Here is a 15,000-nt window from a genome sequence, read left to right on the forward strand (position 1 = left end):
CCCATCTTTTGAAATTCAGACGCTTCGTCTGACACCAACGCGGGCAGTGAGCCCGCGTTGGCGTATCGCGGTGGCGAGCGGACTCAGACCGGCTCGGGCAGAAAGCCGCCTTCCTTCATGACCTGAGCGTAGCCTTCGCGATAGCTGGGATAGCGGAATACGTAGCCGGTCTCGCGCAGGCGGGTGTTGTCGCAGCGCTTGCTGGAGCGCTTGCGCAGCGGGGCCTGGATCACCTCGGTGGACTCCACCTTGAGCTGACCGGCCAGCCACGCCATGACCTCGTGCAGCGGCTCCGGCGCACAGTCGCTGGCCAGATAGAGCTCCTCCAGCGACTCGCCTTGCGCGTCCAGGCCGATCAGGTGGGCCAGTACGCCTGCGCAGTCGTCGCGATGGATGCGGTTGGAGTACATGGGCGGCGTTGCCGGCGCAATGCGGCCCTCCAGCACCTGCCGGATCAGGCGATCGCGGCCCGGCCCATAGATACCCGAGAAGCGCACCGTGGTACCCGCCAAGGGGCTCGCCCGCAGGGCCTGCTCGGCCTCGCGCATCAGCGCACCGGCAAAGCCCGCCGATTCGGCCGGGGTCTCCTCGTCGACCAGCTCACCCTCCTTCTGGCCGTAGACGCTGGTGGACGAAACGAAGAGCAGGCGCTTGGGAGCCGTGTCACGCCCTTCATAGACCTGCAGCACGGCCTTGAGACCATCGAGATAGGCGGCCCGGTAGGCAGCCTCGTCGAAGCGATCGGCGCTGAGGATATAGACCACGTAGTCGGCGTCGGGCAGCGCGGCCAGAGCCTCTTCGTCGTTCAGGTCGAGCGGCAGCGGTTCGATACCGCTACCCTCCAGCGGTGCGACGCTGCGCCGGGCTCCGATCACGCGATGCCCTGCCGCCAGCAGCTCCCTGCCCAGCACCATTCCGATGTCGCCACAGCCTAGAATCAGTGTGGTTTTCTTCACCTTTCTCTCGCCCCCTGATAAAAAGTCCCTATTGAAAGTCATCTATCGTCCGAGAGGATGCCCAAAGGGCACCAGTCATGACTCTAACAGAACTTCGCTACATCGTAACCTTGGCGCAGGAGCGCCACTTCGGCAGAGCGGCCGAGCGCTGCTTCGTTTCCCAGCCCACCCTGTCGGTGGCGGTGAAGAAGCTCGAGGAAGAGCTCGGCGTGGCCCTGTTCGAACGCTCCAAGTCCACCGTGCAGGTCACGCCGCTGGGCGAGAAGATCGTCGAACAGGCCCAACGAGTGCTGGAGCAGAGCAGCGTGATCAAGGAGCTGGCCAATGCCGGCAAGGATCAGCTGGCAAGCCCGCTGCGCATCGGTGCCATCTACACCATCGGCCCCTACCTGTTCCCGCACCTGGTACCGGCCCTGACCCGCAGCGCGCCGCAGATGCCGCTCTACATCGAGGAGGGCTTCACCGCCAGCCTGCGGCGGAAGCTGCGCAGCGGTGAGCTCGATGCGATCATCATCGCGCTGCCGTTCACCGAAACCGACGTGGTGACCAAGCCCCTCTACGAAGAGGAGTTCGAGGTACTGATTCCGGCCGATCACGCCTGGAGCCAACGCCAGTACATCGAGAAGGAGGACCTGCTCAAGGAGCGTCTGCTGCTACTGGGCGAGGGTCACTGCTTCCGCGATCAGATTCTCGAGGCCTGCCCCGCCATCAGCCAGCAGCTCAACAGCCCCAGCAATACCCTGACCGCTGAAGGCGGCTCGCTGGAGACGATCCGTCACATGGTCGCCTCGAAGCTGGGCATCACCGTGCTGCCGCGTTCGGCCATCGGCACCGGCCACTACGAAAGCGGGCTGCTCACCAGCCGGCCGTTCAAGTCGCCGGCGCCATCGCGCACCGTGGCAATCGCCTGGCGCGCCAGCTTCCCGCGTCCCAAGGCCATCGACGCGGTGACCGACGCCATCCAACTGTGTCACGAGGCGCTCCCCGAGCTCGCATGAACGGCCTCGACGCGCCGGTCACCTCCCTGAAGGGCGTCGGGGAAGCGGTAGCCCTCAAGCTGGCTCGCCTGCGCATCGAGAGCGTGGCCGACCTGCTGTTTCACCTGCCGCTACGCTATCAGGACCGCACCCGCATCACGCCGATCGGCACGCTGAGAGCCGGACACGAGGCGGTGGTGGAGGGCGACGTCTCGGCCAGCGACGTGGTGAAAGGGCGTCGTCGTAGCCTGCTGGTGCGGCTGCGCGATGGCTCCGGCATCCTCAGCCTGCGCTTCTTCCACTTTTCCCCGGCGCAGCAGCAGCAGTTCCGCCCCGGCGCCCGGGTGCGCTGCTTCGGCGAGGCGCGTGCCGGCGCCACCGGGCTCGAGATCTACCATCCCGAATACCGCCTGCTCAGCGCCGATGCCCCGCCGGTGGAAGATCATCTGACGCCGATCTACCCCACCACCGAAGGGCTCAATCAGGCGCGTCTGCGCGCACTGATCGAGCAGGCGCTGACCCGCCTGGACGAGGCCCCCGAGGCGCTGCCTGACTGGATCGGCGAAGAGCTGCGCACCCGCTTCGGTCTGCCCGAGCTGCGTTACTGCCTGCAGACGCTGCATCAGCCGCCCCCCGACGCCGACCCCGAACGCCTCTCCAGCGGCAAACACCCTGCCACGCGGCGCCTGGCCTTGGAGGAGCTGCTGGCCCATCGCCTGAGCCTGCAGCAGGTGCGTCTGAAGATTCAGGAGGATGGCGCCCCGGCGCTGCCCAGCGGGCGCAGCCTGCAGGCGCGCTTTCTGACCCATCTACCGTTCTCGCTGACCGGCGCCCAGCGTCGCGTGCTCGACGAGATCGGCGCGGATCTGGCCCGCGAGGTGCCCATGCTGCGGCTGGTGCAGGGCGACGTCGGCTCGGGCAAGACGGTGGTGGCCGCCATGGCAGCACTGGCGGCGATTGCCGGCGACTGCCAGGCGGCCATGATGGCGCCCACCGAGATCCTGGCCGAGCAGCACTACCGCACGCTCAAGGCATGGTTCACGCCGCTCGGCATCGAGGTGGCGTGGCTGGCCGGCAAGCTCAAGGGCAAGACGCGGCTCGACACCAAGGCCGCCATCCTCGACGGTCGCGCGCAGATGGTGGTAGGTACCCACGCGCTGTTCCAGGGCGACGTACACTTCAAGCGCCTGGGGCTGGCCATCGTCGACGAGCAGCACCGCTTCGGCGTGCACCAGCGCCTGGCGCTGCGCGAGAAGGGCGAGGCCGGCGGGCTGACACCGCATCAGCTGGTGATGACCGCCACGCCGATTCCGCGCACCCTGGCCATGAGCGCCTACGCCGATCTCGACGTCTCGATCATCGACGAACTGCCCCCCGGGCGCACGCCGGTGAAGACGGTGGTGGTGCCCGACGAGCGACGCCCCGAGGTGGTGGCGCGTATCCGCCACGCCTGCGCCGAGGGCCGTCAGGCCTACTGGGTCTGCACCTTGATCGAGGAGTCGGACGCGCTGCAGTGTCAGGCCGCCGAGGCCACCCGCGACGAGCTTACCGAGGCGCTGCCGGAGCTGGCCATCGGCCTGGTCCACGGACGCATGAAGCCAACCGAGAAGGCGGCGGTGATGGACGCCTTCAAGAGCGGTGAGCTAGACCTGCTGGTGGCCACCACGGTGATCGAGGTCGGCGTCGACGTGCCCAACGCCAGCCTGATGATCATCGAGAACCCGGAGCGCCTGGGCCTGTCGCAGCTGCACCAGCTGCGCGGCCGGGTCGGCCGCGGCTCCAGCGAGAGCTTCTGCGTGCTGCTCTATCACGGGCCGCTGTCGGCCCATTCCCGCGAGCGCCTGGCGGTGATGCGCGAGACCACCGACGGCTTCCGCATCGCCGAGAAGGATCTGGAGCTGCGCGGCCCCGGCGAGGTGCTCGGCACCCGTCAGACGGGCCTGGCGCAGATGAAGATCGCCGACCTGGAGCGCGATGCCGACCTGCTCGAACGGGTCGCGCCACTGGCCGAGGCTCTGCTGGCCCGCCATCCAGAGGCGAGCCGGCCGCTGATTCGGCGCTGGCTGGGCGAGGAAGCCGGACGGTACGGCCAGGTGTGAGTCCCTAGCCGGCGGCGCTCAGGGCCTCGCGCTCACGGCGGTCGCGCATCGCCACCAGCCGCTCGGCGGCCTCGCTCAGGGGGGCCAGCTGGCGTGCGGCCAGCAGCAGCTGGCCATGCATGGGCCGGTACTCCTGCTCCTCCTCTTCCGATGACTGCAGCACCTCCTGCTCCAGGCTCGTCAGCAGGGCTTCGCGCTCTGCCGCCAACTCCGCCACCGGCTGGCGCCGCTCGAGCCGCTCGGCCAGCGCGGCGAGGTACTCGGCAATACGTTCGCCGTTCGGCAGCAGTCGGGCGTCGGCCTCTTCGGCATCGAGCCGGTGGCGATGGGCGCCCAGCGCCGAGAGATAGCCCAGCAGCGTATGCGAGTGCACCAGGAAGCGGAAGCCGTCGTCGGCGTCGCGCCGCCGGTAGTGCTCCGGCTCCTGCAGCATGTTGGCCAGCATCGTCGACAGCGCCGCATCGGCATTGTGGGCGTTGCGCCGCGCCAGGCGGTAGGCCAGGTCGTCCTGCTTGCCGCTGGCGTACTGATGCAGGATCTCCTCCAGGTAGCGCCGGCTCGCCTGCAGCGCCGCGGCAGCCTGGCGATGCAGCCGCCGGCCCTGCCAGTCGGGCAGGATCAGGAACACCGCGGCCCCGGCGATCGTGGCACCGATCAGCGTATCGAAGAGCCGCGGCCAGATCAGATCGAAGCCATCACCCACCTGATTGAAGCTGCACAGCACCAGCAGCGTGATCGCCGCGGTGGCGATCACATAGCGCCTCTCCCGCGTGGCGAAGAAGGTCACCCCCGCGGCTACCGCGATCAAGGTCTGCAACAGGGGGCTCGGGAACAGCGTGATCGAGACCCAGCCCGCCACCAGGCCCAGCACGGTGCCGACGATACGCTGGGACAGGAAACGCCGAGTGGCGGCGAAATTGGGACGGCATACGAACAGCGTGGTGAGCAGGATCCAGAAGCCCTGCGTTGGATGGATCAGGTGCAGTACCCCGTAGCCGGCCAGCAGCGCCACGGCCAACCGCAGCCCGTGGCGGAAGGTGGGTGAGGCCACCGTCAGATTGAGGCGAACACGCTCCCAGGCGTCCTTCACGCTGCCGGGCGAGCGGTCGAACAGGCTGGTGTCGCCGGGGCTCGAGTCGCTGTCGGGATTGTGCGCCAGGACCAACTGACTCTCGAGACTGGCCAGGTTGTCGGCCAGGGCGTTGAGCGGCGGCATCAGCTCGCGCCACGCGGGGTTGCGCATGCCTTTGAGATGATCGATGGAGGCGCGCAGATCGGCCAGCGCCTGCTCGCTCTGATCGTGTTCGAAAGGCTGATTGAGCAGCAGCGCCTTGGCCAGCCGCCGGCACGCCTGGCCCTGCTGATCGAGCAGGCGCTGGCAGCGAAAGAGCACGTCGTAGTGGAAGAAGGCCTCGGTCAGCCGCGCGTAGGGATAGTGCGATGAGCTGGCCCGTTCGTGGATGTCCTGGGCAACGAAATAGATGCGCAGGTAGCGGTTGAGCTTGCTCTCTCCGCGCTGCCCTTCGAGACGACGGAAGATCGTCTCCTTGGCCAGATTCAACGCCTCCACCACCCGGCCGTTCTGCCGCGCCAGAGCCAGACGCCGTGCCTCGACGTCGACACCGCGCAGCGGTTCGAACAGGGTAGCCTTGAGTATCAGGTAGCGGGCCAGCTCGCGATAGAGCCGGGCCATGCTCTGCTTGACCGGCTGACGCGAGAACAGCGCGCACCATATCACCGAGATCGCCCCGTACCAGGCCGCTCCGGAGAGGATCAGCAGCGTCTGGCCCCAATCGCCCGCCTGGGGTACGCCGCCATGATGCTCGATGTTGATCATGGTGTAGATAGACAGGATCAGCGTGCCGGAGGCGATGGTGGCGTAGCGCTGCCCCACGGCGCCCAGCATTACCAGCACGAAGGTGGCAAGCCCCAGCCCCAGCGCGAACAGCCACGGCCAGGGAAACAGCCAGCGCACGATGAGCGAGGCGGCGGCAAAGCAGAACAGTGTGACCACCAGCGCCTGCAGACGGCCCTGCCAGCTGTCATCGGTCTCGGAGAGGGCGCTGGCGATGATGCCGAGGAACAGCGGGATCACCAGCCCGATGTCGGCCAGCGTCCAGCTGAGTAGCAGCGCCCCGCTGAAAGCGAGAAATACCCGCAGGCTGTAGGCGAACTTGTCCAGCGTCCACAGACGCCGCAGCGACAGGGAGAGCGAGATCGGCATGTTTTCGACTTATTTGGGAATGGCCATCGTCATGTTACTCGACACTAGACTTTCGTATAAAGCCCAACCTTCCTTCGGCACACAGCAGCCCGCCCCCAGCGGCACCGTTACGCGCGTAACAAAAAGCAGAACACCGGCCGCCTATCATTGGAACATCCACCTTTCGATACTCGAAGAGTCCCCTAACACGACAAGGACAACCCAATGGACATGAAGCTGTTGCTCAATTGGCGCCTGCACCTGACGGTGATACTGGCGTCTCTCCTAGCCGAGTGGATCGGCATACTGCGCATCCCCCTCGGCCCCGGCACGCTGCTGCTGCTGCCGCTGTTCTACGCCTTCATCATTGGCGTACTGCTCAATCCGCACCTGTTCTCGGGCATGCAGCGGGTCATTCCCAAACCGGTCAGCAATGCCGCCGGGCCGCTGATCATGATCTCGATCCTGCCCTTCATCGCCAAGTTCGGTTCCACCATCGGGCCGGCCATCGAACAGATCATCGCCGCCGGGCCGGCTCTGATCCTGCAGGAGCTGGGCAATCTCGGCACCATGCTGCTGGCGCTGCCCTTCGCCGTGCTGGTGCTGCGCATGGGACGCGAGGCCATCGGCGCCACCTACTCCATCGCCCGCGAGCCCAACATCGCCATCATCTCGGACAAGTACGGCCTGAGAAGCCCCGAGGGCATCGGCATCATGGGCGTCTATGTGGTGGGCACCATGTTCGGTACCCTCTACTTCGCGCTGATGGCCGGCTATCTCGCCTCGCTGGACATCCTCGACATCCGTGCCCTGGCCATGGCCTGCGGCGTAGGCAGCGGCAGCATGGTAGCGGCCTGCTCGGGTGCCCTGGCCGAGGCCGCTCCGCACCTGCGCGACGACCTGCTGGCCTTCTCCGGCGCCAGCAACCTGTTGACCTACGCCACCGGTCTCTACGTTTCCCTGTTCATCGCTCTGCCCACGGCCGAATGGCTCTACAAGCGCCTCGGCGGCGCCAAGCTCAAGGAGGCTCGCAATGAAACCCTCTGATACCACTGCACCCAATACCGGTTTCGATGCTTCCGCCCTTCAGGAGCTGCGCCCCGAGCAGCAGCTCGGCAAGACCGCCCTGCTGCTGGCCGTGGTGTGCGTCGCCGCGTGGATCGCCAACATCGTGCATGGCGCCCCGCTGCACCAGGCGCTGCCCGGCATGGTGCTGCTCTACGTCATGGTCATGATCGGCCTGCTCATCGGCCGCTTCGCGCCGTTCTACCTGCCAAGCGTGGCCTGGGTCTCGCTGATCAGCATCGTCATGACGCTGCCCTTCTTCCCCGGCAATGGCTGGATCGTCGGTCAGCTCGCCCACGTGAACTTTCTCGCCGTGGTGACCCCGGTGCTGGCCTATGCCGGCCTGGCGCTGACCGGCCGCGAGTTCACCATGTTCCGCCAGACCGGCTGGAAACTGGTGATCGTCTCGCTGCTGGTCTTCACCGGGACCTTCGTCGCTTCGGCGTTCATTGCCCATCTGATTATCTGAGGAGCCGCTCATGGATGACAGCCTGCTGCCGACGCCGGAACGTCTCGTGGCCTGGCGCCACGACTTCCACCGCCACCCGGAGACCGCCTTCGAGGAGCATCGCACCGGCGCCCGCATTGCCGAGCTGCTGCGCCAGGCCGGGCTCGAGGTCGTCACCGGACTGGGTGGCGGCACCGGAGTGGTGGCGATTCTCGACGGCAGGCGCGGTCCCGGGCGGGCCATCGGGCTGCGGGCCGACATCGATGCGCTCGACGTCGAGGAGGCCAACCGCTTCGCCTACGCCTCCCAGGTGCCGGGCAAGATGCACGCCTGCGGCCACGATGGACACACCACCATGCTGCTGGGGGCGGCCTATGCGCTGGCCGCCGACCCCGACTTCGCCGGGCGGGTGTACTTCATCTTCCAGCCGGCGGAGGAGAGCGAGGGCGGCGGCCGCGTGATGGTCGAGGAGGGGCTCTTCGAGCGCTTCCCCATGGAAGCCGTCTACGGCCTGCACAACTGGCCGGGGCTCGCCGTGGGCGAGGCGGCGGTACACGACGGCGCGGTGATGGCCGCTTTCGACGTCTTCACCCTGAAGCTCAGCGGGCGCGGCTGCCATGCCGCCATGCCCCACCTGGGCAGCGACACCATCCTGGCTGCCTGTCAGCTAGCCAGCCAGTTGCAGGGGTTGATCAGCCGCGAAACGCCGCCCCACCAGAGCGCGGTTCTCAGCATCACCCAGTTCCACGCCGGCGATGCCTTCAACGTGATTCCGGAGACGGTGGAGCTGCGCGGCACCCTGCGCTGCTTCGACGGCGAGCTGCGTGCCTATCTGGAGCGACGCTTTCGTCAAGCCGTCGAGGCGCTGGCCGGGTTCCACGACCTCAGAGTCGAACTCGACTATCAATCGCGCTACCCCGCCACGATCAACGCACCCGAGCATGCGGCACGCTGCGCCGGGGTGCTCGAAGCGCTGCCGGGCATCACCCGCGTGCATCGCGACCTGCCGCCGAGCATGGCCTCTGAAGATTTCGCCTTCATGCTCGAGGCCTGCCCCGGCGCCTACATCTGGCTCGGCAACGGTGTCGAGAGCGCCGCCCTGCACAACCCGCACTACGACTTCAACGACGCCATCGCCCCGCTCGGCGTGGCGTACTGGCAGGCGCTGGTCACGACCCTGCTCGTCGAATGACGGCGCCTTTCGCCACTGCTTCCATGGCCGCAGCGTCGCTGCGGCCCGGATCGACGCGCCTGCCAGGCACGACATCCTGCATCTTCTTGAGGAACGAGCATGAGAATCTGCGTTATCGGCCTCGGCCAGATGGGCGGCAACATGGCCCTGACCCTGCAAGCCGCCGGCTTCGACGTCACCGGCAGCGACCTGTTCGACAGCGCCCGCCAGCGCCTGGCCGAGCAAGGGCTGCCTGTGGTCGCCCCCGACGAACTGCCACCGTGCGACGTCTACCTGCTGTCGCTGCCCACCTCGGCCCAAGTGCGGGAGGTGATCGAAACTTCTCCCGGTCTGCTCGGCCTGGCGCCGAAGGGCAGCGTCATCGTCGATACCTCGACCTCGGATCCGGTGGTCAGTCGGGAGTTGGCCGCCAAGGTCGAGGCCGCCGGGCTGGCGTGGCTCGACGCCCCGGTCAGCGGAGGCCCCAAGGGGGCGGCGACGGGCAAGCTCGGCATGCTGCTGGGCGGCGAGACGGCCACCATCGAAAGCCTGGTGCCGATGCTCGAGGCGATGTCGGCCCGCTACACCCACGTCGGCGGACCAGGCAGCGGTCATGTGGTCAAGCTGGCCAACAACTACCTGTGCGCCGCCCACCTGCTGACCACCGCCGAGGCGGTGGCCATGGCCGCCCGCGCCGGGGTAGATCCCGCCGCCTGTCTGGCCGGGCTCAACAGCGGCTCGGGGCGCAGCGCAGTGAGCGAGGTCAACTTCCCCGAGTGGATCCTCTCCGGGCGCTTCGACTCCGGTTTTACCACCGGCCTGATGCGCAAGGACCTGCGCCTGGCCCGCGACGCCGCCGAACGCCTCGACATGCCGCCGGGCCTGCTCCAAGCCGTGGTCGAGGCGTGGCACGCCGATCCCGAGCACCCCGCCGATAGCGACGACTTCAACCGTATCGCCGACGCGCTGCTGGCTGCCGCCAGCGAGGAGACCGCATCATGAACCGTCTCAATCGCCAGGCCCGGGAGCGTATCTCGAAGCTGCTCGATGGCTTCGACCTTCAGGGCGCAACGCCGCTCTCCAATTGGATCGACGGCGCGCCCTGCCCGGGCGAAGGCGAGTCGATCACGCTGATCGATCCCGCCACCGGCGAGGCGCTGCTCGACTATCGCGACGCCGGCCCGGCCCTGGTCGAGCGCGCCGTTGCCGCCGCCACACGGGCACAGCAGGCCTGGATGGCGCTCACCGCCAGCGAGCGCGGCCGGCGCATGAACGCCGCCGTACGCGGCCTCGAAGGCCACGAGGAGGCGCTGGCCCAGCTCGAGAGCATGGTGGCCGGCAAGCCGATCCGCGACTGTCGCGGCGAGGTCGGCAAGGTGCGCGAGATGTTCGAGTACTACGCCGGCTGGTGCGACAAGCAGCACGGTGAGGTGATCCCGGTACCCACCAGCCACTTCAACTACGTGCGCCACGTACCCTATGGGGTGGTGGGCCAGATCACGCCGTGGAACGCGCCAATGTTCACCTGCGCCTGGCAGCTCGCCCCGGCCATCGCCGCCGGCAACGGCGTGGTACTCAAGCCTTCGGAGCTCACCCCCTTCACCTCGGTGACGATTGCCCGGCTGCTGGAGCAAGGCGGCCTGCCCAAAGGGCTGGTCAACATCGTCAACGGCCTGGGCCCGAGCACCGGCGCGGCGCTGACCGGCAACGAAGGCATCAGCAAGCTGGTGTTCGTCGGCTCGCCCCAGAGCGGTCGCCTGATCGCCGAGGCCGCTGCCCGGCGGCTGGTGCCGAGCGTGCTGGAACTGGGCGGCAAGTCGGCCAACATCGTCTTCGCCGACGCCAGCCTCGATGCCGCCGTGGCCGGTGCCCAGGCGGCAATCTTCGCCGCGGCGGGACAGAGCTGCGTGGCCGGCTCGCGACTGCTGGTCCAGCGCGAGGCCTTCGCGGAGGTGACCGAGCGGTTGGCGCGTGCCGCGGCCGGGATCGAAGTCGGTCTGCCCGGCGACGAGGCGACCCGCATGGGGCCGCTGCAGAACGCCCGCCAGTACGCTCACGTGGCGCGCATGATCGAGGACGCCGTGGCCGCCGGCGCGCGGGTGATCGTCGGCGGCAGCCGCCCGGCAGGCTTGCCCGAAGAGGCACAGGGCTATTTCCTGGCGCCCACCGTGCTGATCGACGTTACCCCGGAAATGGAGATCGCCCGCGAGGAGGTGTTCGGCCCGGTGCTGGTGGCAATGCCCTTCGACGACGAAGCGGACGCCGTACGCCTGGCCAACGCCACCCGCTTCGGCCTTGCCGGCGCGGTATGGACCCAGGACCCGGCCCGTGCGCACCGGGTGGCCGGCCAGCTGCGTGCCGGCACGGTGTGGATCAACGGCTACAAGGCAATCAGCGTGATGTCGCCCTTCGGCGGCTTCGGCGACAGCGGCTTTGGCCGTTCCAGCGGCCTCGACGGCCTGCGCGAGTACACCCTGCCGCAGAGCGTATGGGTGGAGACCGCCAGCGAAGCCAGCGTGGCCATGGGCTATGGTAGCGGCGTGGGCTAACGGATAGAGGTCGAGTCGACGTTCTGGAAGGCCTGCATCCAGCGCTGCAGGTGACGCAGCAGCAGAATGCTAGCCTTGGGCTGCTGGCGGCCGATACGGGTCACCATGTGCGCCTGGGAGCGCTGGAACAGCGGGTCGTCGACGGAGCGTGCCACCAGACGTCCCTCTGCCAGGTCATCCGCCACGGCAAAGGCCGGCAGCAGGGTGATGCCCATGCCGCTGCGCACGTACTGGGCAAGAATGGCCATGGAGTTGGTGTTCATGGCCATGCGCGGCCGCAGCCGCGCCTGATGGAACGCCTCGTCCACCATATGGCGCACCTGATGGCTGGGGTCCCACATCGCCATGGGCGCCTCGCTCAGCTGCGCCAGGGTCAGGGGCTCCGTCTCTTCGGCCAGCGGGTGCTCGGGCGGCAGAATGGCCATCAGCGGCTGCGGGCTCGACACCCAGAAGCGCAGCTGGTGATGGGTGCGTTCATGGAACATCAGGCCGATATGCGCCTGCTCGTTGATCACCGCCTCGATGATGCCCGAGGTGCCGGCCAGATTGATGTCGATCTGAATACCGGTATAACGCTCGGTGAATTCGCGCAGCGGCTTGGCCACCAGGTCGCCGACGAAGCCCTCCCCCACCACCAACGATACGGTACCGGTCTCCAGCCGCTGATAGGCTTCCAACGAGGCGATGAAGCTCTCGTCCAGGGCACCGCGGCGCTCGCAGTATTCGAGCAGCATCTCGCCCACCGGGGTGGGCCGAATCCCCGTGCGCTTGCGCTCCAGCAGCGTGGCGCCCAGCGCATCTTCCAGCAGGCTGATCTGGCGGCTCACCGCCGACGGCGCGATATCCAGACGAGCGGCGGCCTGGCGCACCGAGCCCGACTCCAGGGTGACTCTGAAATAGACCAGACGCTGGTGGGGTATGTCCACGTCATGTTCCGCCGATTGAAGGCTCGATGATACGTGAAATGGTGAGAGTTCAGAGGTGCTTGAGCAGTTTCTGCAGCTTCTTGAGGTCGCCCGAATCGCCCACCAGACGCACCTTGCCAGCCATCATGCCGTCGAGAAAGGCCTGCTGGGTCGGCTTGCGCAGCACGCGAATGGCGGTGGCTTCATCGTCGAAGCGCAGCTCCAGGTCGAGGTCCACCGGCAGCCCGGCGCCTACCTGGATGCCCTGGGGTGTCATGCGGTAATGACGGGCAATGGAGAGGTCTTCGGTGGCGATGCCCCAGTCGAGACTGCGCATCTCGGTGAGCTGCTCGCGAAAACGCGGTTTGCGACGCAGCGCGCGTTTCAGCATCCACCCAAGCAGCCAAAGCATCAGACGCAGCTTCATGTCGAATCCATTTCGCGCAGGTGGTGGGGGTACCGCGGCCTGACGAGGCAGGCCGCGCCGGGTGTGATCCGAGTTCGGATCAACCCTTGCCGACGGCGTCCTTGAGCCCCTTGCCCGGCTTGAAGGCAACGGTCTTGCTGGCCGGGATGGCCAACGGCTGGCCGGTCTGCGGGTTCTTGCCGGTGCGAGCGGCGCGCTCACGCACGGTGAAGGTACCGAAACCGATCAGGGAGACGTCCTGCCCCTGGGCCACGCTGCCGGTGATCTCGTCAAGGATGACGTTGAGCACCTGGCTGGCCTTGTCCTTGGATAGTTCCGCACGCTCGGCGATTGCTGCGGCAAGTTCTGGTTTACGCATACAGCCCTCCTGATATTGGCTCTACCCCGGCAACATGCCGGTATGTTGTTATTCACGATCGAGTCAAGTTGATGATAACTGCCACTTTACCCGGGAGAGCCCGTCCCCCTTTGTTTGGGTTCTTCCCCTGCTCCTGAAGCGTCAAGCGCGGCGATCATCGACGCACCGGGCAACGAAGCCAGCCGGTGCGATGACGACACTAGCCTAGCAACGGCGGCGTTGCCCGCGCCAGCTCAACTTTCCGCTTCACGCAGCCTCCTGTCAACGCAAAGCCGATCAAACGTTCGTCTTGATCTTCGGCAAGGGCGACCAGATCGCGTCCTTCGCCCTCCACTCGCCAGCGCGCCGGCGTCTGCAGCGGCGGCAGGGCCACCACCGGCAGCAGAGGGGTCTTCACCAGCACCGGCCAGGCGCCATAGCTCACCGGAGTGGGCGATCCGGCAAGCGTGCGCGCCAGCGCCTTGGCGCTGGCCTGCAGCGGCTGCACGTACATAGCATTGACCCCGTCCACGCAGGCCACATCGCCGAGGGCGAAGACACCGGCAGCCGAGGTCTGCAGGTAGCGGTCGACCTGGATACCTGCCGGCCCGGCCTGCAGTCCGGCAGCCTGAGCCAGTTCGATACGCGGTCGCAGGCCGGTGGCCAGCAGCACCAGATCGGCCTCGAGCATGCTGCCATCGTCGAGCTCGAGCCCCACGTCGCTGCCGCGCTGTGCCAGCCGCTGCAGGCCGTGCCCCAGATGGAGCCCCATACCGGCTTCGACGAAGGCCTCGCCCAGGGCCTTGCCCAGAGGCTCCGGCAGCAGGCGCGGCAGCGGCGCTCGCTCAGGTGCGACCAGGCTCACCGCATGACCTCCCGCCACCAGGTCGTTGGCGAACTCGCAGCCCACCAGGCCGGCACCGACGATAGCCACCCTGGCCGGCCGGCCCAGCGCCTCGAGGGCGGCATGAAAGCACCGGTAGTCGTCCAGGTCGTTGATGCTGAACACCCGCTCTGCGATTCCCTCGGGAATGGCGAAAGGCGTACCGGGTGCCGCACCGGTGGCCAGCACCAGCTCGCTCCAGGCCAGTCGCTCCTCGCCTATGTGCAGGGCACGGGCGTCGAGATCGATGGCATCGACCCGGGTGTGCGTGCGCAACACCGCGCCCAACTGATCGGCCACCTCCAGCGCGGTGCGCGTGGCCAGCCGCTCGGGCGGCAAGCGCTTGGCGAAGCCGGTGGAGAGCAGCGGCTTGGAATAGTCATCGCCGCTGTCGGCGGTGATCAGCGTCACGGGACGTTCGGTATCCAGGGTGCGCAGCTGCTTGAGCAGGCCAATGCCTGCCATGCCGGATCCGATGATGGTCAGAGGAGCGGTCATGGGGTCCTTGTATCGCACGGGGGCCGCCGGCTCGCGCCACGGCTCGGTCAGATTCGTTCAGGTCGCATGTTACACTATGCGCCCCTAGTTCAACCGGAGAGAGCAGGTGACCCGCAACCCCACGGCGCACCACGGCAAGCCACCCCTGTCCTTGGCCTGGCGCCCTCTGGCCGCGGGCCGGCCGGCCATGAGCCCGGCCTGGTGGGCCTGGGTGGCGACCCGCGACTCTCTCACTGCGCGCCTGACTGAGGCCGGCAACGGCCGACCCTTCCGCGTGCGCCTGCTCGAACAGCGTCTGGGGCGGCCTCGCCCCGACGAGGCCCGTGCCATGGGACTGCCTCTCGACCGCATGGCCTGGCTGCGGGAAGTGGCCCTGTGTCTCGATGGGCGCCCCTGGGTGGTGGCCCGTTCGGTGGCCCCGCTGGCGCAGCTGCGCGGTCAGCGTCTCGAGCGACTGGGCGAGCGCTCGCTGGGCAGCTGGC

14 protein-coding genes are annotated in these 15,000 nt (G+C 67.6%); 8 read left to right on the plus strand and 6 right to left on the minus strand.

Translation table 11 applies throughout. The features are described from left to right. Positions 1–83: 83 nt before the first annotated feature. Positions 84–956 (minus strand): NAD(P)H-binding protein, encoded by an 873-nt coding sequence (locus tag B8115_RS01215; RefSeq protein WP_026037798.1) that lies wholly within the window; start codon positions 954–956, stop codon positions 84–86. 77 nt (positions 957–1,033) lie between these two features. Between B8115_RS01215 and B8115_RS01220 the strand changes: the two genes are divergently transcribed. Beyond that, positions 1,034–1,954 carry a hydrogen peroxide-inducible genes activator gene (locus B8115_RS01220; RefSeq protein ID WP_010625909.1) on the plus strand — a complete coding sequence of 307 codons (921 nt, stop codon included), beginning with the start codon at positions 1,034–1,036 and terminating at the stop codon, positions 1,952–1,954. Further along, positions 1,951–4,032: an ATP-dependent DNA helicase RecG gene (recG, locus tag B8115_RS01225; RefSeq protein WP_010625910.1), complete on the plus strand. Its 2,082-nt coding sequence runs from the start codon at positions 1,951–1,953 to the stop codon at positions 4,030–4,032. Before B8115_RS01220 ends, recG begins: the two co-directional genes overlap by 4 nt. Before the next feature lie 4 nt (positions 4,033–4,036). Here the strand turns inward: recG and yccS are convergent, their stop codons facing one another. After that, on the minus strand, positions 4,037–6,256 hold the full coding sequence (gene yccS, locus B8115_RS01230; protein ID WP_010625911.1) for a YccS family putative transporter: 2,220 nt from the start codon (positions 6,254–6,256) through the stop codon (positions 4,037–4,039). A gap of 204 nt (positions 6,257–6,460) precedes the next feature. On the opposite strand from yccS, the gene B8115_RS01235 reads away from it, so the two are divergent. From B8115_RS01235 to B8115_RS01255, 5 genes are all read left to right on the plus strand, one after another. Further along, the gene (locus tag B8115_RS01235; RefSeq protein WP_010625912.1) at positions 6,461–7,282 is read left to right on the plus strand and encodes a DUF3100 domain-containing protein; all 822 of its coding nucleotides are present in this window, start codon (positions 6,461–6,463) and stop codon (positions 7,280–7,282) included. Further along, positions 7,269–7,769 (plus strand): hypothetical protein, encoded by a 501-nt coding sequence (locus tag B8115_RS01240; protein ID WP_010625913.1) that lies wholly within the window; start codon positions 7,269–7,271, stop codon positions 7,767–7,769. Before B8115_RS01235 ends, B8115_RS01240 begins: the two co-directional genes overlap by 14 nt. A gap of 10 nt (positions 7,770–7,779) precedes the next feature. Continuing rightward, positions 7,780–8,940, plus strand: a complete 1,161-nt coding sequence (locus B8115_RS01245) for an amidohydrolase (protein ID WP_010625914.1) — start codon at positions 7,780–7,782, stop codon at positions 8,938–8,940. Positions 8,941–9,039: 99 nt separating this feature from the next. Then, entirely contained in the window at positions 9,040–9,921 is an 882-nt protein-coding gene (locus tag B8115_RS01250) for an NAD(P)-dependent oxidoreductase (protein WP_010625915.1), read from the plus strand. After that, positions 9,918–11,468 carry an aldehyde dehydrogenase family protein gene (locus B8115_RS01255; protein WP_010625916.1) on the plus strand — a complete coding sequence of 517 codons (1,551 nt, stop codon included), beginning with the start codon at positions 9,918–9,920 and terminating at the stop codon, positions 11,466–11,468. The genes B8115_RS01250 and B8115_RS01255 overlap by 4 nt, the downstream gene beginning before the upstream one ends. On the opposite strand, the gene B8115_RS01260 is transcribed toward B8115_RS01255, so the two are convergent. The 4 genes from B8115_RS01260 to B8115_RS01275 all read right to left on the minus strand — a co-directional run bounded on the left by B8115_RS01260 (position 11,465) and on the right by B8115_RS01275 (position 14,518). Then, entirely contained in the window at positions 11,465–12,394 is a 930-nt protein-coding gene (locus B8115_RS01260) for a LysR family transcriptional regulator (protein ID WP_010625917.1), read from the minus strand. The two genes, B8115_RS01255 and B8115_RS01260, sit on opposite strands and share 4 nt — an antisense overlap. A gap of 49 nt (positions 12,395–12,443) precedes the next feature. After that, positions 12,444–12,800 carry a hypothetical protein gene (locus tag B8115_RS01265; RefSeq protein ID WP_010625918.1) on the minus strand — a complete coding sequence of 119 codons (357 nt, stop codon included), beginning with the start codon at positions 12,798–12,800 and terminating at the stop codon, positions 12,444–12,446. A 79-nt stretch (positions 12,801–12,879) separates the two neighbouring features. Further along, entirely contained in the window at positions 12,880–13,158 is a 279-nt protein-coding gene (locus tag B8115_RS01270; RefSeq protein ID WP_010625919.1) for an HU family DNA-binding protein, read from the minus strand. 199 nt (positions 13,159–13,357) lie between these two features. Further along, a complete protein-coding gene (locus B8115_RS01275) occupies positions 13,358–14,518 on the minus strand; it encodes an FAD-dependent oxidoreductase (RefSeq protein WP_010625920.1) in 1,161 nt (386 codons plus the stop codon). A gap of 106 nt (positions 14,519–14,624) precedes the next feature. Here B8115_RS01275 and B8115_RS01280 point away from each other — a divergent pair. Then, positions 14,625–15,000, plus strand: a 376-nt coding sequence (locus tag B8115_RS01280) for a chorismate lyase (RefSeq protein WP_010625921.1), incomplete at its 3' end; no start/stop codon positions are given.

Source organism: Halomonas sp. KM-1 (genome assembly GCF_000246875.1).
In the GTDB taxonomy this organism is placed as follows: domain Bacteria; phylum Pseudomonadota; class Gammaproteobacteria; order Pseudomonadales; family Halomonadaceae; genus Halomonas; species Halomonas aerodenitrificans.

Excerpts from the sequence above, each read along its gene's own strand:
- B8115_RS01220 (WP_010625909.1), top strand. The coding sequence starts at position 1,034 with ATGACTCTAACAGAACTTCGCTACATCGTAACCTTGGCGCAGGAGCGC.
- recG (WP_010625910.1), top strand. The coding sequence starts at position 1,951 with ATGAACGGCCTCGACGCGCCGGTCACCTCCCTGAAGGGCGTCGGGGAA.
- yccS (WP_010625911.1), bottom strand. The coding sequence starts at position 6,256 with ATGCCGATCTCGCTCTCCCTGTCGCTGCGGCGTCTGTGGACGCTGGAC.
- B8115_RS01235 (WP_010625912.1), top strand. The coding sequence starts at position 6,461 with ATGGACATGAAGCTGTTGCTCAATTGGCGCCTGCACCTGACGGTGATA.
- B8115_RS01240 (WP_010625913.1), top strand. The coding sequence starts at position 7,269 with ATGAAACCCTCTGATACCACTGCACCCAATACCGGTTTCGATGCTTCC.
- B8115_RS01245 (WP_010625914.1), top strand. The coding sequence starts at position 7,780 with ATGGATGACAGCCTGCTGCCGACGCCGGAACGTCTCGTGGCCTGGCGC.
- B8115_RS01250 (WP_010625915.1), top strand. The coding sequence starts at position 9,040 with ATGAGAATCTGCGTTATCGGCCTCGGCCAGATGGGCGGCAACATGGCC.
- B8115_RS01255 (WP_010625916.1), top strand. The coding sequence starts at position 9,918 with ATGAACCGTCTCAATCGCCAGGCCCGGGAGCGTATCTCGAAGCTGCTC.
- B8115_RS01265 (WP_010625918.1), bottom strand. The coding sequence starts at position 12,800 with ATGAAGCTGCGTCTGATGCTTTGGCTGCTTGGGTGGATGCTGAAACGC.
- B8115_RS01270 (WP_010625919.1), bottom strand. The coding sequence starts at position 13,158 with ATGCGTAAACCAGAACTTGCCGCAGCAATCGCCGAGCGTGCGGAACTA.
- B8115_RS01275 (WP_010625920.1), bottom strand. The coding sequence starts at position 14,518 with ATGACCGCTCCTCTGACCATCATCGGATCCGGCATGGCAGGCATTGGC.